The organism is Demequina ureilytica, from assembly GCF_048553575.1.
GTDB lineage: Bacteria > Actinomycetota > Actinomycetes > Actinomycetales > Demequinaceae > Demequina.
Genome location: NZ_JBLZIE010000001.1, coordinates 1,237,285 through 1,262,302, shown reverse-complemented (window position 1 = coordinate 1,262,302; position 25,018 = coordinate 1,237,285). Strand labels below are relative to the sequence as shown.

The 25,018-nt window shown below is 69.1% G+C and carries 20 protein-coding genes and 1 riboswitch; of the genes, 15 read left to right on the top strand and 5 right to left on the bottom strand.

Annotated features, from left to right (window positions below):
* Nucleotides 1-24: 24 nt before the first annotated feature.
* Nucleotides 25-2,148 carry an NAD-dependent DNA ligase LigA gene (ligA, locus tag ACNI3K_RS05765; RefSeq protein WP_419390888.1) on the bottom strand — a complete coding sequence of 708 codons (2,124 nt, stop codon included), beginning with the start codon at nt 2,146-2,148 and terminating at the stop codon, nt 25-27.
* A 132-nt stretch (nt 2,149-2,280) separates the two neighbouring features.
* On the opposite strand from ligA, the gene ACNI3K_RS05760 reads away from it, so the two are divergent.
* The 4 genes from ACNI3K_RS05760 (at nt 2,281) to ACNI3K_RS05745 (ending at nt 8,024) form a co-directional block, all read left to right on the top strand.
* Complete coding sequence (locus ACNI3K_RS05760; protein ID WP_419390887.1) at nt 2,281-3,171, top strand: M15 family metallopeptidase; 891 nt, start codon at nt 2,281-2,283, stop codon at nt 3,169-3,171.
* A 125-nt stretch (nt 3,172-3,296) separates the two neighbouring features.
* Nucleotides 3,297-4,265 (top strand): serine/threonine dehydratase, encoded by a 969-nt coding sequence (locus ACNI3K_RS05755; RefSeq protein ID WP_419390886.1) that lies wholly within the window; start codon nt 3,297-3,299, stop codon nt 4,263-4,265.
* A gap of 178 nt (nt 4,266-4,443) precedes the next feature.
* Nucleotides 4,444-5,250, top strand: a complete 807-nt coding sequence (locus tag ACNI3K_RS05750; protein ID WP_419390885.1) for an FAD binding domain-containing protein — start codon at nt 4,444-4,446, stop codon at nt 5,248-5,250.
* Nucleotides 5,247-8,024: a molybdopterin-dependent oxidoreductase gene (locus ACNI3K_RS05745; protein WP_419390884.1), complete on the top strand. Its 2,778-nt coding sequence runs from the start codon at nt 5,247-5,249 to the stop codon at nt 8,022-8,024. The genes ACNI3K_RS05750 and ACNI3K_RS05745 overlap by 4 nt, the downstream gene beginning before the upstream one ends.
* An 18-nt stretch (nt 8,025-8,042) precedes the next feature.
* Here ACNI3K_RS05745 and ACNI3K_RS05740 read toward each other — a convergent pair whose 3' ends face one another.
* On the bottom strand, nt 8,043-9,011 hold the full coding sequence (locus ACNI3K_RS05740) for an XdhC family protein (RefSeq protein ID WP_419390883.1): 969 nt from the start codon (nt 9,009-9,011) through the stop codon (nt 8,043-8,045).
* Between the two features lie 95 nt (nt 9,012-9,106).
* Here ACNI3K_RS05740 and allB point away from each other — a divergent pair, with 95 nt between their 5' ends.
* From allB to heR, 11 genes are all read left to right on the top strand, one after another.
* Nucleotides 9,107-10,468 (top strand): allantoinase AllB, encoded by a 1,362-nt coding sequence (gene allB, locus ACNI3K_RS05735; protein WP_419390882.1) that lies wholly within the window; start codon nt 9,107-9,109, stop codon nt 10,466-10,468.
* Nucleotides 10,469-10,600: 132 nt separating this feature from the next.
* Nucleotides 10,601-11,512: a factor-independent urate hydroxylase gene (gene pucL, locus ACNI3K_RS05730; RefSeq protein ID WP_419390881.1), complete on the top strand. Its 912-nt coding sequence runs from the start codon at nt 10,601-10,603 to the stop codon at nt 11,510-11,512.
* Nucleotides 11,513-11,523: 11 nt separating this feature from the next.
* Complete coding sequence (locus tag ACNI3K_RS05725; RefSeq protein WP_419390880.1) at nt 11,524-12,954, top strand: amidohydrolase family protein; 1,431 nt, start codon at nt 11,524-11,526, stop codon at nt 12,952-12,954.
* An 82-nt stretch (nt 12,955-13,036) separates the two neighbouring features.
* Nucleotides 13,037-13,300 (top strand): hypothetical protein, encoded by a 264-nt coding sequence (locus ACNI3K_RS05720; RefSeq protein ID WP_419390879.1) that lies wholly within the window; start codon nt 13,037-13,039, stop codon nt 13,298-13,300.
* 73 nt (nt 13,301-13,373) lie between these two features.
* Nucleotides 13,374-15,053 carry a glucose-6-phosphate isomerase gene (pgi, locus tag ACNI3K_RS05715; protein ID WP_419390878.1) on the top strand — a complete coding sequence of 560 codons (1,680 nt, stop codon included), beginning with the start codon at nt 13,374-13,376 and terminating at the stop codon, nt 15,051-15,053.
* 621 nt (nt 15,054-15,674) lie between these two features.
* Nucleotides 15,675-16,697: a potassium channel family protein gene (locus tag ACNI3K_RS05710; protein ID WP_419390877.1), complete on the top strand. Its 1,023-nt coding sequence runs from the start codon at nt 15,675-15,677 to the stop codon at nt 16,695-16,697.
* A gap of 92 nt (nt 16,698-16,789) precedes the next feature.
* Nucleotides 16,790-16,904, top strand: a riboswitch (TPP riboswitch).
* A 111-nt stretch (nt 16,905-17,015) separates the two neighbouring features.
* A complete protein-coding gene (locus tag ACNI3K_RS05705; protein ID WP_419390876.1) occupies nt 17,016-17,309 on the top strand; it encodes a thiamine-binding protein in 294 nt (97 codons plus the stop codon).
* A complete protein-coding gene (locus ACNI3K_RS05700; RefSeq protein ID WP_419390875.1) occupies nt 17,306-18,076 on the top strand; it encodes an ABC transporter permease in 771 nt (256 codons plus the stop codon). The genes ACNI3K_RS05705 and ACNI3K_RS05700 overlap by 4 nt, the downstream gene beginning before the upstream one ends.
* Before the next feature lie 37 nt (nt 18,077-18,113).
* Nucleotides 18,114-19,148, top strand: a complete 1,035-nt coding sequence (locus ACNI3K_RS05695; protein WP_419390874.1) for an ABC transporter substrate-binding protein — start codon at nt 18,114-18,116, stop codon at nt 19,146-19,148.
* A complete protein-coding gene (locus ACNI3K_RS05690) occupies nt 19,145-19,960 on the top strand; it encodes an ABC transporter ATP-binding protein (protein ID WP_419390873.1) in 816 nt (271 codons plus the stop codon). Before ACNI3K_RS05695 ends, ACNI3K_RS05690 begins: the two co-directional genes overlap by 4 nt.
* Before the next feature lie 73 nt (nt 19,961-20,033).
* The gene (gene heR, locus ACNI3K_RS05685) at nt 20,034-20,792 is read left to right on the top strand and encodes a heliorhodopsin HeR (RefSeq protein ID WP_419390872.1); all 759 of its coding nucleotides are present in this window, start codon (nt 20,034-20,036) and stop codon (nt 20,790-20,792) included.
* Between the two features lie 10 nt (nt 20,793-20,802).
* On the opposite strand, the gene ACNI3K_RS05680 is transcribed toward heR, so the two are convergent.
* From ACNI3K_RS05680 to ACNI3K_RS05670, 3 genes are all read right to left on the bottom strand, one after another.
* Nucleotides 20,803-22,050, bottom strand: a complete 1,248-nt coding sequence (locus ACNI3K_RS05680; RefSeq protein ID WP_419390871.1) for a diguanylate cyclase domain-containing protein — start codon at nt 22,048-22,050, stop codon at nt 20,803-20,805.
* A 124-nt stretch (nt 22,051-22,174) separates the two neighbouring features.
* Complete coding sequence (locus ACNI3K_RS05675) at nt 22,175-23,470, bottom strand: diguanylate cyclase (protein WP_419390870.1); 1,296 nt, start codon at nt 23,468-23,470, stop codon at nt 22,175-22,177.
* A 148-nt stretch (nt 23,471-23,618) separates the two neighbouring features.
* Entirely contained in the window at nt 23,619-24,914 is a 1,296-nt protein-coding gene (locus ACNI3K_RS05670) for a GGDEF domain-containing protein (RefSeq protein ID WP_419390869.1), read from the bottom strand.
* Nucleotides 24,915-25,018 lie beyond the last annotated feature (104 nt).

Below are 25,018 nucleotides of genomic sequence, written 5' to 3'. Positions count from 1 at the left end.
ACGCGCCCGCGAGCGGGGCGGTGATCAGCCCTCAGCGTCTGCTGGCGGCCCCTCGGCGAGCAGCCGTTCGAACCCGGCCTCGTCGAGCGTGGACACGCCGAGCTCCTCGGCCTTGGCGGCCTTGGAGCCCGCGTTCGCGCCCACCACCACGTAATCGGTCTTCTTGGATACGGACGATGCGGCCTTGCCTCCGCGCGTGATGATCGCCTCTTTCACGGAGTCGCGCGTGAAGTTCTCGAGCGAGCCTGTGGCGACGATGGTGAGCCCCTCGAGGGTGCGGGCGATCGACTCGTCGCGCTCGTCGGCCATGCGCACTCCGGCCGCGGCCCACCGCTCCACGATGTCGACGTGCCAGTCGACCTCGAACCAGCGCTGCACGGACTCGGCGATCACCGGACCCACGCCCTCCACTGCCGCGAGCTCCTCCTCGGAGGCGGAGCGGATTGCGTCCATCGACTCGAACGCCGTCGCCAGGGCCCGCGACGCCGTGGGCCCCACATGCCGGATCGACAGCGCCACCAGCACCCGCCACAGCGGCTGCTCCTTGGCGGCCTCGAGGTTGTCCAACAGCCGCTGGCCGTTCGTCGACAAATCGCCTGCTGAGCGGACCACACCGTCCTTCTTGGAATCCGCGTCGAGCGTGAACAGCGGCACGCGCCGCAGATCGTCTGCGGTGAGGCCGAAGAGGCCCGCCTCGTTCACGAGCACCTTGGACTCCACCATCGCCGCGGCGGCCTTCTCGCCGAGGACCTCGACGTCGAAGGCGCCCCGCGAGCCGATGAACGCGATCCGGTCGATGATCTGTGCCGGGCAACTCCTCGAGTTAGGGCAACGCATGTCCTTGTCACCTTCGCGCTGCTCCGCGAGGGCGGTGCCGCACGACGGGCAGTGCGTAGGCATCGACCACTCGCGCTCGGCGCCGGTGCGCGCAGCCGCGACGGGGCCGACGATCTCCGGAATCACGTCACCGGCCTTGCGCAGCACGACGGTGTCACCGATGAGCACGCCCTTGCGCTTCACCTCGTGCTGGTTGTGCAGGGTCGCGTACGTGACGGTCGAGCCAGCGACCGTCACCGGGGTCATCACTCCGTACGGCGTCACCCGGCCCGTGCGGCCAACGTCGACGCGGATGTCCTCCAGGGTCGTGTGCACCTCCTCGGGCGGGAACTTGTAGGCGATCGCCCAGCGCGGCGCCCTGGACGTGGAGCCGAGCTCGGACTGCACCGCCCTGTCGTCCACCTTGAGGACGGCGCCGTCGATCTCGTGCACCATGTCGTGGCGGCGCTTCTCGAGGTCGACCAGGTACGACTCGATGCGACCGATCCCCTCGAGCACCTTTGCGAACTCGCTCACGGGCATGCCCCACTCGGCGAGGACCTCGTAGATGCCCGACTGCGTGCCGATGCTCGGGTGCGGCTGCGCATCTCCCCAGTCGAGAGCGCCAAGCGCATACGTCGTGACGGCGAGCGGCCGGGTCGCGGTGACGGCAGAGTCCTTCTGCCGGAGCGAACCGGCGGCAGTGTTGCGCGGATTCGCGTAGGGATCCTTGCCCTCTTCGCGCAGTCGCTCGTTGAGCCGCTCGAAGGCCTCGACGGGCAGATACACCTCGCCCCGCACTTCGACAAGCGCGGGCACGTGGTCGCCTGACAGGCGGTCGGGCAGCCCCTCGATGGTGCGCACATTCGCGGTGACGTCCTCGCCGGTGGTCCCGTCCCCGCGCGTCACGCCCTGGACGAGCTCACCGTTCTCGTACGTCAGCGAGATAGACAGCCCGTCGATCTTCGGCTCGCACACGATCCGACGCGCGCCGGCCTCCTTGCCGATGCGCGCGAGCCACGCCTCGATCTCGTCGAGCGAGAAGGCGTTGTCGAGACTCATCATGCGCTCGCGGTGACGGACCGAGGCGAAGCCCGAGTCCCCTCGCGCGGCGCCGACCACCTGCGTAGGTGAATCGGGCTCAGCGAGCTCCGGGTGCTCCGCCTCGAGGTCCTTCAGCTCCTGCTCGAGGGCGTCGTATTGAGCGTCGGAGATGATGGGGGCGTCATCGCCGTAGTACCTGGCCCGGTGCTCCTCGACCTGCTGCACGAGGTCGCGGTGGCGGGCGCGTGGGTCGCCCTGGGCGGCGCGGGTCTCCGTCTTCTTGCTCACCCCCCTATCTCACCACGCAGGTGCGACACGTGCGATGCCCGCGACCACGACGCGCGCGGTGCACGCCGGCTGCCAAGGCGACCCCCGCATCGGCCCTGGCCACGCCGTACGCTCGCCGCCTATCCTGAGGCGGTGTCCCTCCGTCTCACCCTCCTGACCGTCGCTGCGGCCGTCACGCTCGGCGGTTGCTCCGCGCTGTCGCCGTCACCCACGCCGACGATGACCGTCGAGGCCGTCACCACGGCGACCGCAACTCCGTCCCCGGAGCCCGCACCCACCGTGACCCTGAACGCCGATCAGCAAGACCACGACGCGATGTACGACCGGCCCCAATGGCTGGGCACCATTCCACTCGAGGTCCAACCCGACAACCTGGGCGAGCGCAAGCCGACTCCAGAGGAGCTGCGCGACCGTCAGCTCGCCCCCCGGCCGTGGCTGCCCGAGCCCGAGACGGACGAGTTCGTGTCCACCATCAGCGAGGTCCCAGACGACGTCGCGGAGCGGTCCTCGTGGCGGCCCGAGTGCCCCGTGGGTCTCGACGAGCTGAGCTACCTCACCATGACGTATTGGGGATTCGACCAGCAGCCCCACCTGGGCGAGATGATCGTCCACCGCGACCATGCCGAGGACGTGGTGGGCGCATTCGAGACCATCTACGAGGGCCGCTTCCCCATCGAGGAGATGCGGGTGATCTCCCTGGAGGAGCACCTGTCGCCGCCCACCGGCGACCAGAACATTACGAGTGCGTTCTGGTGCCGCCGGGTCGTGGGCGCCGCGACGGTGTGGTCGGAGCACTCCAAGGGGCTCGCGATCGACATCAACCCGTTCCACAACCCGTACTACAAGGGCGAGGAACTGTTCCCCGAGCTGTCCGAGGCCTACCTCGACCGCAGCTGGGAGCGCGACGGCATGATCTACGACCCCAGCATCGTCTACGACGCCTTCGAGGAGATGGGCTGGACGTGGGGCGGCCACTGGGACGGCCGCGAGGACTGGATGCACTTCTCGGCCGAAGGTGGATGAGAAGTCCCAGCAGTCCATGAGTGCCGGACAGGACGGTCCGACCTCGTCACGGCGACAATGAGTGCCGGACAGGGGTGGGGCGCGGGGCCCGGGCATTCGGCCGCGCGGCACGGCAGACTGGTCCCGTGAGCAACATCCCCACGCCAGACGACATCGCGAACGCCAGCCGGGCCATCGCGGCCCACGTGCGCCGCACGCCGAACATCGAGATCCCCGGCCAGACGCTCGGCATCGACGCGACCTTGGTGTTCAAACTGGAGTTCCTGCAGGTGACGGGCGCCTTCAAAGCCCGCGGCGCCACTCACTACGTGGCCACTCAGCCCATCGGACCGACCGGGATCGTCGCCGCCTCCGGCGGGAACCACGGTGCGGCCGTCGCGTACGCCGCCCGCGAGTTCGGGCACGAGGCGCACATCTTCGTCCCCACCACGGCGAATCCGTCCAAGGTGGAGCGGCTGCTCAGCCTGGATGCGCAGGTCCATTCGATAGGCGTCACCTACGGCGACGCCCGCGACGCGGCGGACGAGTACCTCGCCACCCACGACGCGACCAGCATCGAGGCCTTCGACGATCCGATCGTCATGGCTGGCGCAGGCACCGTAGCGATGGAGCTCGACCAGGACGACCGCGCCGCGTCCGGCCGCGAGCTCGACGCGATGATGCTGGCGGTGGGCGGGGGCGGCCTCGCCGGCGGCGCGGCAGCATGGTGCGGAGATCGCATGCGCATCATCGGCTGCGAGACCGCAGGCACCGCGTCGTATGCCGCCGCTGTCGAGGCGGGACGCCCCGTGACGGTGCCCGTCTCCGGGGTGGCCGCGGACCACCTGGGTGCCCGCCGCATCGGCGATGTGCCGTGGGCAGCACTGTCCCGTGCCGCGGCGGAATCCGTGGTGGTGACGGACGACGAGGTGCTCGATGCCCAGGCACGGTTGTGGCGCTTGCTGCGCGTGGTCGTCGAACCCGGCGTCGCCGCCCCCTTCGCCGCACTGCTGACCGGGCGCTGGACGCCCGAGCCTGGTTCGCGCATCGGCGTCGTGCTGTGCGGAGCGAACGTGGTAATGCCAGCCGTGGGGCGTGCCGCAGCGGCTTCCTAGGAACCGCACCGCCCCTGCGGGGAGAGCGTTGCGCGGCACCGCGGCCGTCGAACCACGGGTGTTTCGCGGAAGTAAATTTCGCCCGAAATGGCGCGGGACTGCCTCACATTCGTGGCAGATTCATGGGATGACGGCCCGCGAGGCGGCCGTACCAAGGCCGCAGAGCGAAGGTGGAGACGTGGATCTGACGGCGGTTCAGGCAGTGCGGATCGCGCGCTCGCGCGCTGACCTCACGCTGGGCCCGGGCGAGCGGTACCTCGCGGGCGGCACCTGGATGTTCTCGGACGACCAGCCCGGCGTCACGGGTCTCGTGGACCTGTCCGGACTGCGCTGGGACGAGCTGGACGTGACCACGGCAGGCGACCTGCGCATCGGCGCCATGACCACGATCGGAGGCCTGGAGCGCTGGGCCACGACGGCCCCCTATCCGGCGGCCCCGCTCTTCACGCAATCCGCGGAGTCGCTGCTGGCGAGCTTCAAGGTGCGCGCAGCCGCGACCGTCGGAGGCAACATCGTGCGCTCATACGCTGCCTCGTCGATGGTGGCGCTCGCCGCGACCCTGGACGCCACCGCGACCATCTGGCACGCGGACGGCACCGATTCCGTGGTGCCGGTCGCGAGTCTGCCCACCGGCAACGGCACCACCTCTCTCGCCCCCACTGACGTGCTGCGCGACGTCGTGGTGCCCGGGGCCGCCCTCGGTGCGCTCACCGCCAGCCGCCGCATCGCTCTCGCCCAGCACGGCCGGTCCGGCGCGCTGCTGACGGGCCGACGGGACCTGGAAGGCGCCTGCACCTTCGTCATCACCGCCGCAACGCTCATCCCGACTGTCCTGCGATACCCGTCGCTTCCAGAGGCCAAGCGTCTGGAGGCTGATGTGCGAGGCGCGACTGGCTACTACACCGACCCCCTCGGCTCGGCCGACTGGCGGCGCCAGGTCAGCGCGGTGCTGCTGGCCGAGGTGCGCGAGGAGCTGGCGCAGTGAGGGTCGACGGCGAGGACGTCGCAGTTACACCCGCGCCCGGTCAGTGTCTGCGCACTTTCCTGCGCGACGCCGGCCACACCGCCGTCAAGAAGGGTTGCGACACGGGCGACTGCGGAGCCTGCACCGTCCTCGTCGACGGCACGGCGGTGCACTCGTGCATCACCCCCGCCTTTCGCGCGGCAGAAGCCGAGATCACCACCGCCGCCGGTCTCGCGCCGGGCGACGAGCTGAGCCCGCTGCAGGAGTCCTTCGTCGACCACTTCGGGTTTCAGTGCGGATTCTGCACGCCCGGCATGGTCGTCGCGGCATCTACCCTCCCCAAGGGGCAGGCGGATGACCTCGCTCGCCAGATGCGCGGCAGCCTGTGCCGGTGCACCGGATACCGCGCCATCGAGGAGTCGATCCAGCACTGCGGTGACGCCCGCGAGGGGTGCGGCGGTTGCGCTCGGGGCCACGACCGCGCGACCAGGAACGCTCGTGCGGACGATGCGGGGGCTGGCATCGAGGGGGTCGGCGCCGCGGCTTCCCCGCCGGCCGCGCGGCGCGTGGTCCAGGGGCGCGAGCCCTTCACGTTCGACGAGGTGCCCGCCGGCACCGCACACCTTGCGGTCGTGGGGTCCCCGCACGCTCACGCGCGGATCCTCGGGATCGACTCGTCGCGCGCGCTCGCCATGGAAGGCGTGCTGGCGGTCCTCACCCACGAGGACGTGCCCTCGGCTCGCTACTCCACCGGACGCCACGAGCACCGTACGGACGATGCGGACGACACCCGGGTGCTTGACGACACTGCGCGGTTCATCGGGCAGCGCGTGGCCGCGGTAGTCGCCGAGAGCGCGGGCATTGCCAAGGAGGCGGCGCGCCTGGTCGACGTCGACTACGAGGTTCTGCCGTCCGTGCTCGACCCCGAGGCCGCGCGCGCCCCCGGGGCACCACTGCTTCACGGCACGCTCGGCCCGGACGATCGCGTCGTGGACGCCGGTCGCAACGTCGTCGCTGCCGCGCACAGCGAAGTGGGCGATGTCGACAAGGTGCTGGCCGCATCGGCCGTGACCACAGAGGGCACCTGGACGACCTCGCGCGTGACGCACGCCCAGCTGGAGACGCACGGATCCATCGCGTGGGTCGACGAGGACGGGCGACTCACGGTGCGCACCAGCTCGCAGGTCCCGTTCCTCGTGCGGGACGAGCTCGCGCGCCTGCTCGGGCGCGATCCCGCCACCGTGCGCGTGTTTACCGCGCGAGTGGGCGGCGGGTTCGGCGGCAAGCAGGAGATGTTCACGGAGGACATCGCCGCGGTGGCGACTCTCGCCGTGGGGCGACCGGTGGCGTACGAGATGACGCGGGAGGAGGCGTTCATCCGCACCTCCGTGCGTCACCCGTTCCGCGTTAAGGTGAGGGTGGGCGCCGACTTCACTGGACGGCTCACGGCTTTGGCCGTCGACGCGCTGAGCGACACGGGCGCCTACGGCAACCACGCGACGGGCGTGCTGTTCCACGGCTGCCACGAGTCGATCGCCCTCTACCGCGCGCCCGCCAAGCGCCTAGACGCTGAGGCGGTCTACACGAACAATGTGCCGTCCGGGGCGTTCCGTGGTTACGGCCTGGGACAGGTGATCTTCGCGATCGAATCCGCTCTCGACGAGCTCGCGATCAGGCTCGACATGGACCCATACGAGCTGCGTCGCCTCAACGCCGCGCGGCCGGGGGATCCGTTCGTCGTCGCCGGCGCACCGGACCAGGACCTCATCTTCGGCTCGTACGGGCTCGACGAGTGCCTCGAGCTGGCGCGAGCCGGGCTCGACGCGCCGGACGACGTCCAGGCGCCCGCGGGCGACGCCTGGGTCACCGGCGAGGGGATGGCCGCATCGATGATCGCGACGCTGCCGCCACGTGGCCACCGGGCCGTCGCCTCGGTGAGCGTGGGCGTGGACGGCGTCTTCCATGTGGGGGTCGGCACCGCAGAGTTCGGCAACGGCACCGTCACCGTGCACTCGCAGATCGTCTCGGAAGTGATGGGCGTTCCCCGCGCGCGGGTCGAGATCACGCACTCGGACACGGACGCGGTCTCGTACGACACCGGCGCGTTTGGCTCGGCCGGAATCACCGTCGCGGGCAAGGCACTCCACGTGGCATGCCTCGAGCTGCGCAAAGCGCTAGTGGTTGCCGGCGCTCGGGTGCTCGGGGTGGAGACCAGCGAGTGCTCTCTCGTGGCGGAAGGGGTGCGGTCCGCCGATACCACCGTGGTGTTCGCCGACCTCGTGGCGGCCGTGGACGCGGAGCATGAGCGCGACGGCTTCGCGTACGCAGAGGCGTCCCTCAACCAGCTCGTGCGCTCCGTGTCCTACAACGTGCAGGCATTTCGCGTTGCCGTGAACCGCGACACCGGGGAGGTGCAGATCCTGCGATCCGTGCAGTCCGCGGACGCCGGGACCGTCATGAATCCCGAGCAGTGCCGTGGGCAGATCGAGGGCGGCGTCGCGCAGGGCATCGGTTCCTCCCTGTACGAGGAGGTCCTCGTTGATGCGGAGGGCGCGGTCGCGAACCCGGTTTTCCGCCAGTACCGGGTGCCGCAGATGGCGGACGTGCCGCGCACCGAGGTGCTGTTCGCGACCACCTCCGACGAGCTGGGTCCCTATGGGGCGAAGGCCATGTCGGAGTCGCCCTACAACCCTGTGGCGCCGGCACTGGCGAACGCGATCCGCCGGGCACTGGGGGTCAGGCCGCAGGAGCTGCCGATGTCGCGCGATCGGGTGTGGCGGCTCGCGGCGGGCTGACCACCCTGGGGATGAGGGTCAGGCGCGGGCGTGGATCGGTCCCGATGTCTCGCTGAGGCGTGGCGCCCGGGACTTGCCCGCGACGATCTCGGCCACGATCGAGACGGCGGTCTCCGCGGGCGTCACGGCACCGAGGTCGAGGCCGATGGGGCTCCGCAGGCGCGACAACGCGGCCTCTTGGACACCAGCCTGGCGCAACAGCTCCCGGCGCCGACCATCCGTGCGGCGCGAGCCCATGGCCCCCACATAGGCAGCCTCGGTGGCGAGCGCCGACACCAGCGCAGGGATGTCGAACCGCTCCTCGTGAGTGAGAATGCAGATCGCATCTCGCGGGCGGACCTCGGTACCGGCCAGGTACTCTCCCGGCCACGCGCGGATCACCTCGTGCGCGTCCGGATGGCGGGCGGTGGTCGCGAAGGCCGGCCGGGCATCGACCACCGTGATGCGGTAGCCGAGCGGCCGCGCCGCCGTCGCGAGCGCCGAGGAGAAGTCGACCGCACCCACGATGATCAGCCGCGGCGCGGGTGGACGCGCGAGGTGGAGGATGCCGGCGTCGAGCCACGGGTGCGATGCGGTCGCGGCTGGCGTCACCGCACCATCGTCGAGGGCGACGTCGAGTGCCGCAGCCTCGCCGCACGATGCCGCACGCAGTTGCTCCCGCACGCCCGCATCGGCCGGTGACAGCACGCTCACCACCACGGTGAGGTGACCGCCGCACGCGAGGCCGGCCGCGAGCGCATCCCCGTCGGAAAGCCCGAGCGTGCTCGATGGCGCGGCACGGCCGTCGAGGGCAGCACGGGCGAGCTCGTGCGCCTCCGACTCCACACAGCCGCCCGAGATCGCGCCGATCACGTCGCCGGTCGAGGTCACAGCCATCGCGGACCCCACGGTGCGCGGCGCCGAGCCGTGCACCGCCGCAACGGTCACGACGCCCACCCTGTGGCCGGCGTCGAGAGCACGCTCGAGCTCGGCGGCAATCTCCAACATGAGCCCAATCTAGGCCGATGAGGTTTCGCGTGCGTTGCGCCCCCGCGTCACTCTTTCGACACGCACGCGCAACATCGACGCCGTACTCTCGCGCCATGACGGACTTCGACCTCGTAGTGCGCGCCGACCGGGTGCTGATCGACGGAAAGTGGAAACGCGCCGCGGTGGGAGTCAGCAGGGGCGTGATCGCACGCATCGGCCCGCGTCACGCGGAATGGTCCGCGACGCAGACGGTCGCGTTACCCACCGACGAGGTGCTGATCCCCGGCGTCGTCGACACCCACGTCCACGTCAACGAGCCGGGGCGCACCCACTGGGAGGGCTTCGCTACCGCGACCCGCGCCGCGGCCGCCGGCGGTGTGACCACCATCATCGACATGCCACTCAACTCGATCCCGCCCACCACAACCGTGACCGCCCTTGAGTCCAAGCGCGCCGCCGCGGCCGACAATGCTGCGGTGGACATCGGGTTCTGGGGCGGTGCGGTCCCCGATTCCCTGGGTGCACTTGAGCCATTGCATGAGGCCGGGGTGTTCGGCTTTAAGGCCTTCCTGTCCCCCTCGGGAGTCGACGAGTTCCCTCACCTCAGCACGACGCAGCTGAGGGAAGCACTGGCGGAGACGGCCCGGTTCGGTGGGCTCGTGATCGTCCACGCCGAGGACCCGGACCGCCTCGAGCAGTACGCGGGCAGCCGCTACTACGAGGACTTCGTCGCGTCGCGACCGGTGGCGTCCGAGACGAGCGCGATCGCCACCGTCATATCTGCGCTGCGAGCCACCGGCGGCCGCGCCCACATCCTTCACCTGAGCTCCGCGGCGGCGCTGAATCAGATCCGCGGCGCCAAGGCCGAGGGACTGCAGCTGACCGTGGAGACCTGCCCGCATTACCTGACCTTCGATGCCGACCACATTCCCGACGGCGCCACCGAATTCAAGTGCTGCCCGCCTGTGCGTGACGAGGACAATCGCGAGGCGCTGTGGGCCGCTCTGGCCGACGGCACCATCGACTTCGTGGCCTCCGACCACTCGCCCGCGACCGCCGAGCTCAAGGTGGGCGCCGACGGCGACTTCGCCCGCGCATGGGGAGGCATCTCGGGGCTGCAGGTGATGCTCTCGGCCGTCACCTCGGGTGCGGCGACGCGCGGGATCGCACTCGAGACCGCCGTGTCGTGGCTCACCTCGAAGCCCGCGACCTTCGCCGGCCTGGAGGACAAGGGCGTGATTCGTGAGGGTGCGCGAGCCGACCTCGTGGCGTTCGCTCCGGGACGCACGTGGACCGTCGAGGCAGGCGGCCTCGAGCATCGCAACAAGGTCTCCGCCTTCCACGGACGCTCGCTCGCCGGCCAGGCCACGCGCACCTGGGTGGGCGGCGCTCAGGCACATCCGCTCGTGCCCGATGCGCCCCTCGCCGGCCGCTTGATCGAGCGGCCCGGGGTCGGAGCAATGAGCGCTGGCTGAGGGGCTCGGCCGGTCTCGGCGCCGCGTTGAGCGTGAGAAGTGCCGCCGCGAAACGCCGCCGAAACCAAGCATGTATAGCGTGAGGTCATTGATGGGTGCGCAACTAGGCGCGCAAAGGTGAAAGGCAGGGCCATGGCGATCGTCCTCGGGGACCACCAGTACGGCAAGGCGGAGAACCGCATCGTCAGGATCGTGCGCGACACCGCGCGGCACGAGATCGCGGACGTCAACGTGTCGACGTGCCTGCGTGGCGACTTCGATGCGGCGCACCTGAACGGCGACCAGGGCACGGTGCTCCCTACGGACAGCCAGAAGCAAACCGCGTACGCCTACGCCAAGACCGTGGGGCTCGAGTCGATCGAGGAGTATGCGCTCGCCCTCGCCACGCACTTTGTCGACGATGTCGCGCCGGTGCGCGAGGCCCGGATCGAGGTCGAGCAGTACGACTGGACGCGGGTGGACGCCGACGGCAGCGGCGCCGGCCACGACCACACCTGGGTGCGCTCGGGCCAGGAGGTGCGGACGGCGTCGGTCACGGTGACGGGCACGGCCGATGCGCGGCGCACCTGGGTGACGGGCGGCCTCAAGGACCTGGTGATCCTGAAGTCCACGGGCAGCGAGTTCCACGGCTTCCTAGAGGACGAGTTCACCGTGCTCGAGCCCACGACGGACCGCATCATGGCGACCGCACTGAACGCCAAGTGGCGGTTCGACGGCACGGAGGTCGATTGGAACGCGGCATACGCGACCATCAAGCGCGCGATGACGAGCACGTTCGCGGAGCTCCATTCGCTTGCGCTGCAGCAGACGCTGTACGCCATGGGCACCGCGGCGCTCGAGGCCGTGCCCGAGCTCGTCGAGGTGCGCATGTCCGCGCCCAACAAGCATCACTTCGAGTACGACCTGGGGCGGTTCGGCATCGACGCCCAGGGCGAGGTCTTCCACGCCGACGACCGCCCTTACGGCCTCATCCACGCCAGCGCCATCAGGGACGATGCTCCCGATGCGGGCCCCGCGTGGTCCCAGTACTCCGGCCTCGTCTGAGCGGCGCCGGAATGACACAGACCCCGGGGGTGCGCGTGTTCCGCGCGCACATCTTCCACATCGCCGGCTCCCCGAGCCAGCAGGGCGTGACGGAGGCGCTCGTGTCGATTCCGGACGGCGCCCTGGTCGTGAGCGGCGAGCACGGTGAGATCGGCTGGATCGGCCCATACGCGCAGCTGCCCGCCGAATACGCGAGCGCCCCGGTCACCCGCGCCGACTACCTGATCCCCGGATTCGTCGACTCTCACGTGCACTTCCCGCAGTCCTACGCCACGGCGGCCCATGGCGGCGGCCAGCTGCTCGAGTGGCTCGACCACTGCATCTTCCCCACCGAGACTCAGTACGCCGACCCGGAGTTCGCGGGCCGCGCGGCGCGATACTTCACGCGTCGGCGGATCGCGGCGGGCACCACGGCGGCGATGGTGTTCGGCAGCGCCTTCCCGGTGGCGCAGGACGCTCTGTACCGCGAAACTCTCGCCTCGGGCCTGCGCATCGTTTCCGGCCGCGGAATACAGACGGTGGGACCGGATACCGCATCGGCCCTCATCACCGACGAGAAGACCGCGCTGGACCTGGTCGCCAAGGAAATCAACCACTGGCACGCTGTCGACACCGGGGACCCGCGCACCGCGCGCGTGCAGGTGGCGATCGTGCCGCGCTTCTCGCTGTCGGTCACGGCCCAGACCCTTGGGGCGCTCGGCGAGCTTTATGACGAGGCGCGCATGCGCGGCGTGTACTTCCACAGCCACCTCAACGAGAACAACCGCAAGGGCGACGGCGAGATTGCAGCGGTGCTCGGGACCTACGGCGTCGAGACCTACCTCGACACGTACGACGGCAAGTTCTTGAGCGGGTCCAGGGAGGGCGGGCGCACGCTGCTGGGCCGGCGCTCGTCGCTCGCGCACGCCGTCCACTCGCAGCCGCGCGAACTCGCCCGCATGGCGGAGACCGGCACCTCGATCGCGCACTGCCCCACCTCCCAGTTGTTCTTGGGCTCGGGGACCATGCCGTGGCAGGCCACCATGGACGCGGGCGTGAACGTCGCGCTCGGCACCGACATCGGCGCGGGCGACGAGTGGCTGATCTCCCGCGTGGCGGGCGACTGCTACAAGGTCCACATCTCGGAGGACGGCGACGCCGGCACCGCGCTGCACCCTGCCGAGCTGCTGTTCGCCGCGACCCTGGCCGGCGCCCGCGCGCTCGACATGGAGCACGCCTTCGGCAATCTCGACGTGGGCAAGGAGGCGGACTTCCTGCTGATCGACAAGTCCCGCTGGGAGCCGCTGGACGGCATGCTCACCATGGGCATCCGCTCGGACGACGAGGCCGAGGCGACGCTCGAGGAGCTGTTCACGCTGCTGATGGGGCTTCGTCAGCCCGCGATCGCCGGCGTGTACGTCCAAGGCCAGGAGGTCGTCACCCCAAACCTGGACCCCGACTAACCCCTGTCCGGCACTGGTTGTCGCCTACACGAGGTCGCGGCCCCCTGTCCGGCACTGAGTGTCGCTTGGTACGGTGTCGCCCATGCACCCGGTCGCCAAGCGCTGCCTCATCTGGGCCGCCGTGCTCGTGGTGGTCGGTTCCCTCCTGTTTCAGTATGGGGCCGACCTCACGTGGTGGTTCCAAGACTTGGTGGGGGCGAATGCCGAAATCGCACTCCACGTGCATGCCTTCATCACCAATTTGCTGCACAACTTCGCGCTCCCTCTCGCGGCGGGCCTGGTGACGGCAGGAATTGTGATTCAGACCCTCGCGCCCCGACCCAAAGCGGAAGCCGGCGAGGACTGACCGCCCAGCCCGCGCATCGGCCGCGCCGCAAGTCCCCGTGACGCCGCCACGCAAGCCCACTAGCCTGGGAGGCGTGAACTCACCCATTGATGCCACCGCCACCTCCGCCTGGGCCGAGCTCGAGGCCCACCACCGCGACTTCGCACCCGACCTGCGCGGCTGGTTCGCCGCCGATGCCGGCCGCGTCAAGCGCATGAGCCTGCCCCTGGGCGACCTCTACGTCGACTTGTCGAAGAACCTCGTCACCGACGAGATCCTCGCCAGCCTGGTCAAGCTCGCAGACGAGACCGGAGTCCTCGACCGCTACCAGGCCATGCTCGCGGGCGAGCACATCAACACCACCGAGGACCGCGCCGTGCTGCACACCGCGCTGCGCCGGCCGGCCGACGCGTCCCCCGAGCTGGTCGTCGACGGCCAGAACATTGACGAGGACGTGCAGGAAGTCCTCGGCCGGGTGAACGAGTTCGCGGACCGCGTGCGCTCCGGCGAGTGGACCGGCGTCACCGGCAAAAAGGTCGAGACGATCGTGAACATCGGGATCGGCGGCTCCGACCTCGGTCCCGTCATGGTCTACGAGGCACTCGAGCCCTACGCGAACGCCGGCATCACCGCGCGATTCGTCTCGAACATCGACCCCACCGACATGGGCCAGAAGGTCAAGGGCCTCGACCCCGAGACCACGCTGTTCATCGTCGCCTCCAAGACCTTCACCACGCTCGAGACCCTCACCAACGCGCGCCTGGCCCGCGCCTGGCTCTGGGAGCAGCTCGACGCCGCGGGCGTCGACGTCTCCGACGACGCCAAGCGGGCCGATGCGGTCGCGCACCACTTCGTCGCCGTCTCCACCGCGCTCGACAAGGTGGCGGATTTTGGCATCAACACCGACAACGCGTTCGGATTCTGGGACTGGGTGGGCGGCCGCTACAGCGTCGACTCCGCCATCGGCCTCTCGCTCGCGATCGCGCTCGGCCCGGACGTGTTCGGCGAACTGCTCGACGGCTTCCACACTGTGGACACGCACGTGGCCGAGACCCCGCTCGAGGAGAACGTCCCCGTCCTCATGGGGCTGCTCAACATCTGGTACGTCAACTTCTTGGGCGCCCAGTCGCACGCCGTGCTCCCGTACGCGCAGCAGCTTCACCGATTCGCGGCGTATCTGCAGCAACTCACCATGGAGTCCAACGGCAAGTCGGTGCGCTGGGACGGCTCGCCGGTGACCACCGAGACCGGCGAGATCTTCTGGGGAGAGCCCGGCACCAACGGTCAACATGCCTTCTACCAGCTGATTCACCAGGGCACGAAGCTGATCCCCGCGGACTTCATCTCCGTGGTCAACCCGGCGTACGACCTCAAGGACGGCGACCAAGACGTCCACAGCCTGTTCCTCGCCAACTTCCTGGCGCAGACCAAGGCGCTGGCCTTCGGCAAGACCTCAGAAGAGGTCGAGGCGGAAGGCACCACCGGCGCCCTCGTCGCGGCCCGCACGTTCAGCGGCAACAAGCCCACGACGTCGATCTTCGCGCCGTCGCTCACGCCCGCCGTGCTCGGCCAGCTCATCGCGCTGTACGAGCACATCACTTTCACTCAAGGCGTGATCTGGGGCATCAACAGCTTTGACCAGTGGGGCGTCGAACTCGGCAAGCAACTGGCCGTGCAGATTGCCCCGGCGGTCCAAGGCGACGAGGACGCTTTCGCCTCTCAGGACGCCTCGACCCAGTCGCTCATCGAGTACTACAAGGCGCACCGCTCCTAGGTTCGTGCGGCAGGGGTCCGAGCCGAGCACGCGGGAATGCGGGGCCGCCAACCATCGTTGGCGTAGACTGTAGGCACAGTCTCGATCTAGCACCGTCGCAATGACACCAGCTATATCGAGACTTTTTCTGTCCCAGCGTGGGGCTCCGGAAGCCCGGACCCACGTCTTGGCTCCCGGATCAGAACTCGATCCCCAAGGAGAGCCCATGATGCTCAAGTTTTTGTCGTCCTTCTCGCGCAAGCGCAACGCCGACCCGTACTCACACCTGCCGGAGCCTATCCGAAATGGAATCCGCGCCGACATGGAAGCCACGTCACGGTACGACCTCCGGTAACTCGCGCGTAGCGCCCGGACCACTAGCCCCGTCGAGGAACAACTCCTTGGCGGGGCTTCGTCTGTCCACGCCAAGCATGCGAAAGGGACCCAGCCACGCGGTGGGGTCCGCTTGGTGTGTCAACCAGAGGACGCATCGGGCCGACGAGCGGTTTGTGACGGTGATCGCGCCCCAGTCATACTGGCTGCTCACAGCGCGCCGGGCGCCACCGGCACGCAGACCCACGAGTGTGAAGCGCCACGGAGATTCCTCTTGCGGGGCATTCGACGGACACGGGAGAGCAGCCGATGATCGCAGCCACGATCGGCGGAGTCCTGGTCCTCGCAGCGACCGGGCTGGACCTGGCACTGACGCTGCTGCATCCAACTCGTAGTGGATACCTGAGCCGCGTTGCCACCAGCGTCACCTGGCGGCTTGCCCGGACCACGGCGACTCGACTGCGCCGCAACGCCATCATCGGGTACGCGGGCCCGGCCATGATGCTGGCCCAACTGTCGAGTTGGGTCCTGGGTCTTTGGCTCGGATTCGCTCTCATCTACACCGGTCAACTCGATCAACTGGGGTACATGCCTCCTCACGACGACGCGAGCATCACCTTCGTCGACGCCATCTATTTCAGCGGTGTCTCGCTGTCCACCGTGGGCTTTGGGGAACTGGTGGCCGAGAACGATGCGCTTCGCCTGACCAGCGCGGTGCAGGCGGCGTGTGGACTGGCGGTGTTCGGCGCATCGATCTCCTACCTGCTCACCGTGTATCCATTGGTCTCCGAGACGCGCATCATCGCGCGGCTGCTGACCAGCGCCCAGAACCACCGTGGAGCGGCCGAGCTGGTGGTGCACGGCGGGCAGTCGCGGCTGCAGTCGCTGCAGCGCGACCTCATTCAGCTCGACGAGAGCACGCAACGTTTCCCGATCCTGTACTACTTCCACGCCAATGACGCCAGCGCGTCGCTCGGCAGCGCGATTCGCGGAGCCAGCCTGGTCACCATGCAGCTCCAGTTCGGGCTGGCGGGTCACGCCGTGCCGTATGGGCATTGGTACGGGCAGGTCCTCGGCAGGACCCTCACGCGCGTGACCGAGCACTTCAGTGAGCGCTTTCACCCCGGCGCCGATGCCTCCGCAACTCCCCAGCACACCTCCGAGCAGGTGGACCAGCAGTTGGCGCGCATTCGCGCGGCTGCCGCCGAAGTCACCGGAGTGCACGCCGAGGAAGAGGCGGACCGTGACGCTCTCGCGCACCTCCTGGATCACACCAACACGTTCCTCGCCGAGCTCGAACGCCAGCACCTCCACTCGCACGAGCGCATCTGACTTCCTGGCCCCACTGGACCTAGGGCGCGGTGTCCCCACGCCGCGCACGTGCAGCCGCCTGGACCCGTGCCGCGCAATATGAGTACGATGCAAGGGCAAACGCGGGGAGCTCGGGGCAGCCGAGCTGAGAGTACGGCCACCAGCGCGCCGTAGACCCGAGAACTTGACCTGGGTAATGCCAGCGTAAGGACGTGTCTTCGGCACGGGCGTGAGCACGATGGGGCCTGCCGTGGCCCTGCACCGCACACGCTCATAGAAGCCGACGACGGCTGCCTGTGCGCCGTGCGGACCCCCGGGTCCGACGCCAAGGAGTCACCAGTGATCGCCGAGATCCAAGTCCTGCCCCGCCCCGTGGGCACTCCCGATGACCGTTACGCACACGTCGATGCCGCCATCGCCACCATCGAGGCCTCTGGCCTGTCCTACGAGGTAGGCGCGATGGGCACCACCCTCGAGGGCTCTCCCGACGAGGTCTGGGCCCTGCTCCGGCAGGTGCACGAGTCCACGCTCGCGGCCGGTGCGGAGGGCTGCATGTCCATGATCAAGGTGTCCGGCGGCGTCGGCGACGCCGGACCCAGCGTCCAGGACCTGGTGGGCAAGCACCGCCGATGATGCGCGGCACCCGTGGGCGCGCCGCGCTCATCGGCACCGGCACCGTCGTCGCGCTGCTCGCGGCGTGGGAGGCGGCAGTGCGCCTGGGCGACCTGCCTGAGTTCGTGCTGCCCAGCCCCACCCAGGTGGTGACAGCCGGGGTCAGCCAGGCCCCCGCGCTCGGCCAGCACATCAGCACCACCGCCACCGAGGCGGTGCTCGGGCTCGCGCTCGGCACCGCCCTCGGGTGGCTGCTGGCCGTGCTGACCTCGGCCGTCGCGTCCATCGGCCACATCGCCCAACCCGTGGTGCTACTCAGCCAGACTATCCCCACTGTGGTACTCGCGCCGCTGATGATTCTGTGGGCGGGGTTCGGGCTCGCCTCCAAGGTGGTGCTGGTCGCGCTCACCGTGTTCTTCCCGGTGCTCGTGGCCGCGACCGCCGCCATTCGGGAGGTCGATGGCGAGTACGCCGACACCGTCGCAGGGCTGGGCGGAACCCGGGCGCATCAGATGTGGCTCGTGCGCCTGCCGGCCTCCGTGCCGGGGGCTCTCGCCGGCCTGCGTATCGCCGCTACCTACGCCGTAGGTGCCGCAGTGGTGTCCGAGTACCTCGCCGGCGAGTCCGGCATCGGCGTGTTCATCCAACGCTCTCGCAAGGCGTACGCCGTGGACCAGATCTTTGTCGGGATCGCGCTCATCGCGCTTCTGACGGCCGTGCTGGTCGCGGCGATCACGCTGCTGCGCCGCGTCGCGACGCCATGGCAGCACCACCTTCCTCAGCACTGACCGAACCTTCCCCACCCCCCTTCCAAGGAGAGAAATCATGAATCGTGACCACCGCATCGTCGCGCTCGCCGCAGGCGCCGCACTCACCCTGACCGCCTGCTCCGGCTCCGCGTCCACTGACAGCGCTGCCGCCGTCGCGCCGTCCGAGGAACCCGCGGAGCTCACCCCCGTCTCCGTGGTCCTCGACTGGACGCCCAACACCAACCACTCCGGCCTCTACCTCGCGCTCGAGCGCGGCTGGTACGAGGACGCGGGTCTCGATGTGACCGTGATCGAGCCCGGCGAGACCTCGGGGCTGCAGCTGCTCGCCGCGGGCCAGGCCGATTTCGCCTACTCGGTGGCCGAGGGGCTGCTGCCGGCCCGCGCCGCCGGCGCCGACGTGGTGTCGATCGCCACCGTGATCGAACACAACACGTCCTCGCTGCTGTCCCTCACGGAGGAGGGCATCGAGCGTCCCCGTGATCTGGAGGGCAAGCGGTACGGCTCATACGGTTCGGACCTGGAGGAGGCCATCATCTCGAGCCTCGTCGCATGCGATGGAGGCGACCCGGCGCTGGTGGAGCACACCCCTCTCGTGAGCGACGACTTCCGCATTGGGCTCACCCAGGACCAGTTCGACGTGGCGTGGGTGTTCGACGCGTGGGACACGGTACGGCTGGGAGAGGTGGACGACCTCGAGGTGTCCACGATCGCCTTCCGCGACTGGTTCGACTGCATCCCGGACTGGTACACGCCGCTGCTAGCGACCAGCGGCGAGCTCATCGAGGAGTCGCCCGAGACCGTCAGCGCCTTCCTGGACGCCACGGCGCGCGGGTACGCGGCCGCGATGGATGACCCGCAGGCCGCGAGCGACGCGCTGATGGTCGCCGCGCCCGAGCTCGACGAGGAGCTGGTCACCGCGAGCGCGCGGTGGCTCGCGGACCAGTACGCACAGGCCCCGGAGGCATGGGGCGTGCAGCAGGAGTCCACCTGGACCGAGTTCTCGCAGTGGCTCACCGATGGCGACATGCTCGACGGAGACCCCGAGGTGGATGGCGCGTGGACGAACGATTTCCTCACCGCGCAGCAATGACGTCCACCACGGCCGATGCGCGGGCCAGCCACGCAACAGCGCCCGTCCTGTCCGTGGCCGACTTGAGCATCGCGTTCCCGCCGATGCGCGGGCGGAGCGGGCTGCTGGTGCTCGACCAGGTGAGCCTCGCGCTGGGCGACGGCGAGTTCGTCGCCGTACTCGGGCCTTCCGGGTGCGGGAAGTCCACGCTGCTGCGAGCGCTCGGCGGGCTGCTCGATCCACGCGCGACCGTCGCGGGTGAGATCACCGTCCCTCGGGACGGCGCCGGCCGCCAAGCCACCGCGTGGATGCCGCAACGCGACGGGCTCCTGCCATGGCGGCGAGCGCTGCCCAATGCCATGGTGGGCGCGATCGCGGCCGGAGTGCCACGTGAGCGTGCCCTGCCCCGCGCGCGGGCGCTCTTCGAGGAGTTCGGGCTCGGCGGTTTCGAGCGGGCCTGGCCGCACGAACTGTCTGGCGGCATGCGGCAGCGGCTCGCGCTGCTGCGCACGTGTCTCGCGGAGCGTCCGGTCCTCCTCCTGGACGAACCGTTCGGCGGGCTCGACCCAGTCACCAGGCGGCGCATGAATGCCTGGCTCGCGTCGGTGCGCCTCACGGAGCGTGCGCAGGCCAACGGTGCCGCACACGTGGCCAGCGCCCCGGGTTCCGGGGTGGTGCTGGTCACTCACGACATCGACGAGGCGATGATGCTGGCCGACCGCATCGTGGTGCTGTCGGATAGACCCGGTCGGATCGTGCACGAGGTGGCGAGACAAGGGGGTCAAAACGAGGCCTACGACCGCGCGGAACTGCTAAACGCCCTCGACTGCTGAGCGGCGCAGTGGCCGGGGACGCCCGCCGAGGAACAGAATGGATCGGTTCGACGACGAACTCCGAGGGGACATCATGGACACCAGGTTCGCCAAGCTCCGCCCGTTCAATCTGATAGCAGGGCTGCTACACCTGGCATCGTTCGTGGCCATCCTGGTCCTCGCGAACGATGCCACCCTGCCCGTGCGCGCGACGTACCTGAACGGTCCGCCGGGGTCCGACGCGTTCGGCGACCCTGTGACCCTGCTGGACATCAACATCGCGTATGCCGTGGCGGGGTTCCTGCTGCTATCGGCCGTGTTCCACTTCCTGGTGATCTCGCCGGTGTTCTTCCCGCGCTACCTCGCCGGGCTGCGTGAGAACCGCAACACGTTCCGCTGGGTCGAGTACTCGCTGTCGTCGTCCATCATGATCGTGCTCATCCTGCAGCTCAACGGAATCTCCGAGTTCGCGGCGCTCGCGGGCCTGTTCACCGTGAACGCCAGCATGATCCTGTTCGGCTGGCTGCAGGAGCGCTACACGACACCAGGCGACGGTGACATGCTGCCGTTCATCTTCGGCAGCATGGTCGGGATCGTCCCGTGGCTCATCATCGCCATCAACCTCATCGGCCCCGGGAACACGAGCGAGGAGACCGTGCCCGGCTTCGTGTGGGGCATCATCGTGTCCCTCTTCGTGTTCTTCAACGCCTTCGCCATGGTGCAGTGGCTGCAGTACCGCGCCAAGCGCAAGTGGGCGGACTACCTGCGTGGCGAGCGCGCCTACATCGTGCTCAGCCTCGTCGCCAAGACGGCGCTGGCGTGGCAGGTGTTCTCGGGGGCGCTCGCAGCCTGACCAGCCGGACCTATGCGACGTCCGCGGTTGAGCTCCCGCGCGCGGGCTCAGTGCTCTGCACGCGGCCGGCCTTCCGAGTGGCGTCGCGGGAGTACATCACAGCTCGGTTGCGGCCCTCGGCCTTGGCACGGTAGAGCGCGAGATCGGCCCGCTCGTGGATCTCGGACAAGGAGTCGCCGTCGTTGAGTCCCGCGAGCCCGTGACTCACGCTGGGCAGCGCGAAGTCGAAGCCGTTCGAGCGCGCGGAGTACGCCTTGCTCATGGCCTCCAGACGGGCCAGGGCGCCGTCACGGTCGACCCCGAGGAGCACGAATCCGAACTCGTCCCCTCCCTGTCGCCCCACCGGCTCACCACTGCCAAGGAATGCCCGCAGGACGGATGCGAACGTGACGAGCGCCGCATCCCCCGCCGGGTGGCCGTGTGCATCGTTGAGCTCCTTGAAGTGGTCGAGGTCGGCCACCACGAGCAACGCGGGCACGCCACCGGACCGCGCTCGGGAGAGCGCCCGCTCTGCTTGCAAGCGGAACTCCGTTCGCCCCAGCAGGCCCGTGAGATCGTCCCGCATCGCGCGATCACGGAGCTCCTGTGTCTGCTGGTCCCAGCCCACGGCAGACACGCTGAAGGTGACTGCCACCACGCAGACCAGCAGGATGATGCTCTCGGACCCGGAGAAGCCGGCCAGCGCTGCACTGTCCGTGCCCGGACTCACGACCACCTGCGTGACTGTGCGCACTGCGTAGAAAGCCGCGAGGACGCTGCCTGCGATGGCGGTCACCAGGAGAGCGACCACGGGCTCACCGTTGGGCGTGGGACCGGGAGCCGCGCGCCGTGCCCGCAGCGCCAGCCACGTCTCGACGGACCCCAGCACGAACATCGCCGTCATGTAGATGAAGAGCGGACGGTTGCCCGCCAGGATGCCTCCAGCGCCGAGCTCGAGGATCCGCGGCGCGAGGATGGCGACAGGCGCAACCACCAGTAGCCACAGCGGCAGCCGCTCGCGTCGCAGCGACCGGGTGGCGAACCATACGCAGGTGACGCCGATCGCGGCGGTCACAATCGACGCCGGGTTGGTGATCACCTGAAGATCGGAGCCGTTGAACAGCAGCAGCAGGCGCCCAAGGCCCGCACACAGCAGCACCAGCGCCCACCAGCCCGAGAAGCTGGACCGGGTGGGGCGGTAGACACCCAGGTAGAACAGCAAGAAGACCGTCAGCGAGACGCCGCCGAGAACGATCCGCATCGTCTGGTCATCTAGCATTCGTTCAACCTAGCGGGCCCGGGGCGGCAGCCGGACCCTTGGTGACTAATCCCATGCGTCGGCGTGGTCCGGCATGACGCCGCGCGCGCAGCGACTCGGCCCGCCGCCAGCAACGAGGTCGCGCTCACACCGTGTCGAGGTTGTCCGGGGCCGATACGGCCCGGGTTCGGGACTCGCGAAGCTCAACGGATGGCGCTCGATCGCTCGTGGACCCGGTGCGCGCGCGTCCCCTGCGCCATCCGAGATCGTTGGAGTACTTGACGGATCGGTCACGTCCGTCGGCCTTGGCTCGGTAGAGCGCGAGATCTGCCCGCTCGTAGAGGTCCCCCAGGGAGTCGCCGTCGCCAGGACCTGCGAGACCGTAGCTCACGGTGGGCAGTGTGAACCCGACGTCGCTCGACCGTTCAGCGAAGGTCTCGCTGATGACGTTCAGCCGCGCCACCGCATCGGCATCGTCGACGCCGAGGAGCACGAGGCCGAACTCCTCTCCCCCCATTCTCCCCGCAAGCTCTCCGGGCCGGAGGGTATGCGTGACGACGCCAGCGAACTCCACCAGTGCGCCGTCTCCGGCAGCGTGGCCGTGGGTGTCGTTGACGTCCTTGAAGTGATCGAGGTCGGCCACCACCAGCAGCGCCCGATCGCCCTTCGACTGGGCTTGAGCAAACGCGCGTTGAGCCTGTGCGCGGAACTCGGATCGCCCCAGAAGTCCGGTGAGGTCGTCCTGCATCGCCCTGCGCCGCAGCGCTCGCGTCTGCTGATCCCAGCCCACTGCGGAGACACTGAAGGTGACGGCCACCGTACAGACCAGCAGGACCACGTCTTCGGGGCCCGACCCGGCCATGCGCTCGAACGCGCCGCTGTCGGGGCCGGCCGCCACGAACATCACGAGCCGGAACGCGTAGAACGTGCTGAGCGCGGACGCCGCAAGCGCGATCACTAGCAACGCCACCAGCGCCTCCCCGTTGGGCTCGGGCGCATCATTTGCACGCCTCGCCGCCCACGCTCGCCACGCCTCGACCGCTCCCGCGACGAACATGAGGGCCATGTACAGGGACACCGGGCCAGTGGTCGTCATCGCGCTGTTGTCGGGAACCTCCAACGCAGCGGGCACAAGCATCACGCCGGGACCGAAGACGAGCACCCACAGCGGCAGCCGCACGCGCCGCAGCGACCTCATCGCGAACCACACACACGTCGACCCAGCCGCAGCCAGCGCGGTCGAGAAGGGATAGGACACGAATCCCACGCGGCTGTCATTGAAGGCCACCAGGAAGATCGCCAGCCCGGCCAGCAGCAGCGAGACGCACCACCAGGCGGAGAAGGTCGACCGGGTGGGTCGGTAGACGCCCAGGTAGAACAGCACGAGCACGGTCAACGACACGGCGCCGAGCGCGAATCGCATGGTCTGAACGTCGAGCACGCGCCCAACCTACGCTGGCGCGGCCGACACGGCGACCAGGACGTGACTCATGTCACCGACCCTACCGGCGGGAGTCGTCCTCCCAGTGCGCGGGGCGCACCACCGGGTGCCGGCCGCTCGACGACATGGGCCCTGGCTGCCGGACCGCTCAGACCACATCGTAAGTGTCCGCGTCCGGCCTTACTCCATGCTCGAGCTCGTGGGACGCCACGGCTGCGCCGCGGTCGGACGCCAGTCCGGTCCGCACGCGCCCGCTGCGCCGCCCAAGGCCGCTGGAGTACGTCACCGACCGGTTGCGGCCGTCGGCCTTGGCGCGATACAGCGCCAGATCCGCGTGTTCATAGATCTCCGCCACCGACCCTCCGGTGTTCACGCCAGCGATTCCGTAGCTCACCGAGGGCAGCGCGAAGTCGACGTTGCTGGAACGCGCGGCAAACGCGTCGCTGATCGCGGTCAGGCGCGCGTGCGGACCGGACTCATCGACGTCCAGGAGCACAATGCCGAACTCCTCGCCTCCCAATCGTCCCGCCAATTCGCCGGGCCGGAGCGACTCCTTCAGGACGGATGAGAACTCCAGGAGCGCCCTGTCGCCGGCAGCGTGACCGTGGACATCGTTGATCGCCTTGAAGTGATCGAGATCGGCGACCACCAGCAGCGCCTCGGTGCCACTGATTCGGGCGCGCGCGAAGGCACTCTCGGCCTGCAGGCGGAACTCGGTCCGTCCCAGCAGGCCAGTGAGATCGTCGTGCATGGCCCGGCGACGCAACTCTTGCGTACGCTGATCCCAGCCCACTGCCGAGACACTGAACGTGATGGCAACAAGACAGACAAGCACGATGGCGCTCTCGGGCCCGGACCCCGCCGTGGTCCTGAAGGATTCGCTGTCCGGCCCTACCGCGAGGTGCATCGCGGTGCGCATCACGTAGAATGCGCTGACCACGCTCCCTGCCAGGGCAATTACTAGGATGCCCACCGCTGCCTTGCCGTCCAACGCAGGGCTCGCCAACGCGCGCCGTGCCACCCACGCGCGCCACGCCTCGACCGTCGCGGCCACCAGCATCACGGCCATGTAGAGGAACAGCGCGCCGTTGTCCGGCGTCAAATTCCCGGTGGGGTCTTCCAGAGCCCTGGGCACCATGACCGCGACGGGGGCGACGGCGAGCAGCCACCGCGGCAATGGCTTGCTACGGAGCGAGCGCATCGCGAACCAGATACAGGTCACGCCCAGCGCCGCCACCATGTTCGACACGGGGTTCGTCACTACCTGCATGTTGCCGTCGTCGAACGTGAGCAACGAGGTCCAGACACCCACCAACAGCAAGGACAGCGTCCACCAGCCGGAGAAACTCGAACGTGTGGGCCCATAGACACCGAAGTAGAACAGGACGAAGACGGTGAGCGACATGCCAGCCAACACGATGCGCATGGTGTCGTCGTCTATCACTGCATCAACTTACGCCTGCTCCTGCCCCCGCGAGAAGGCGCGGTGACGCAGGTCACGTGACATAGCAACGGGACCCCGCCCGCGGCTGCGTCCCGTTGCTGCGT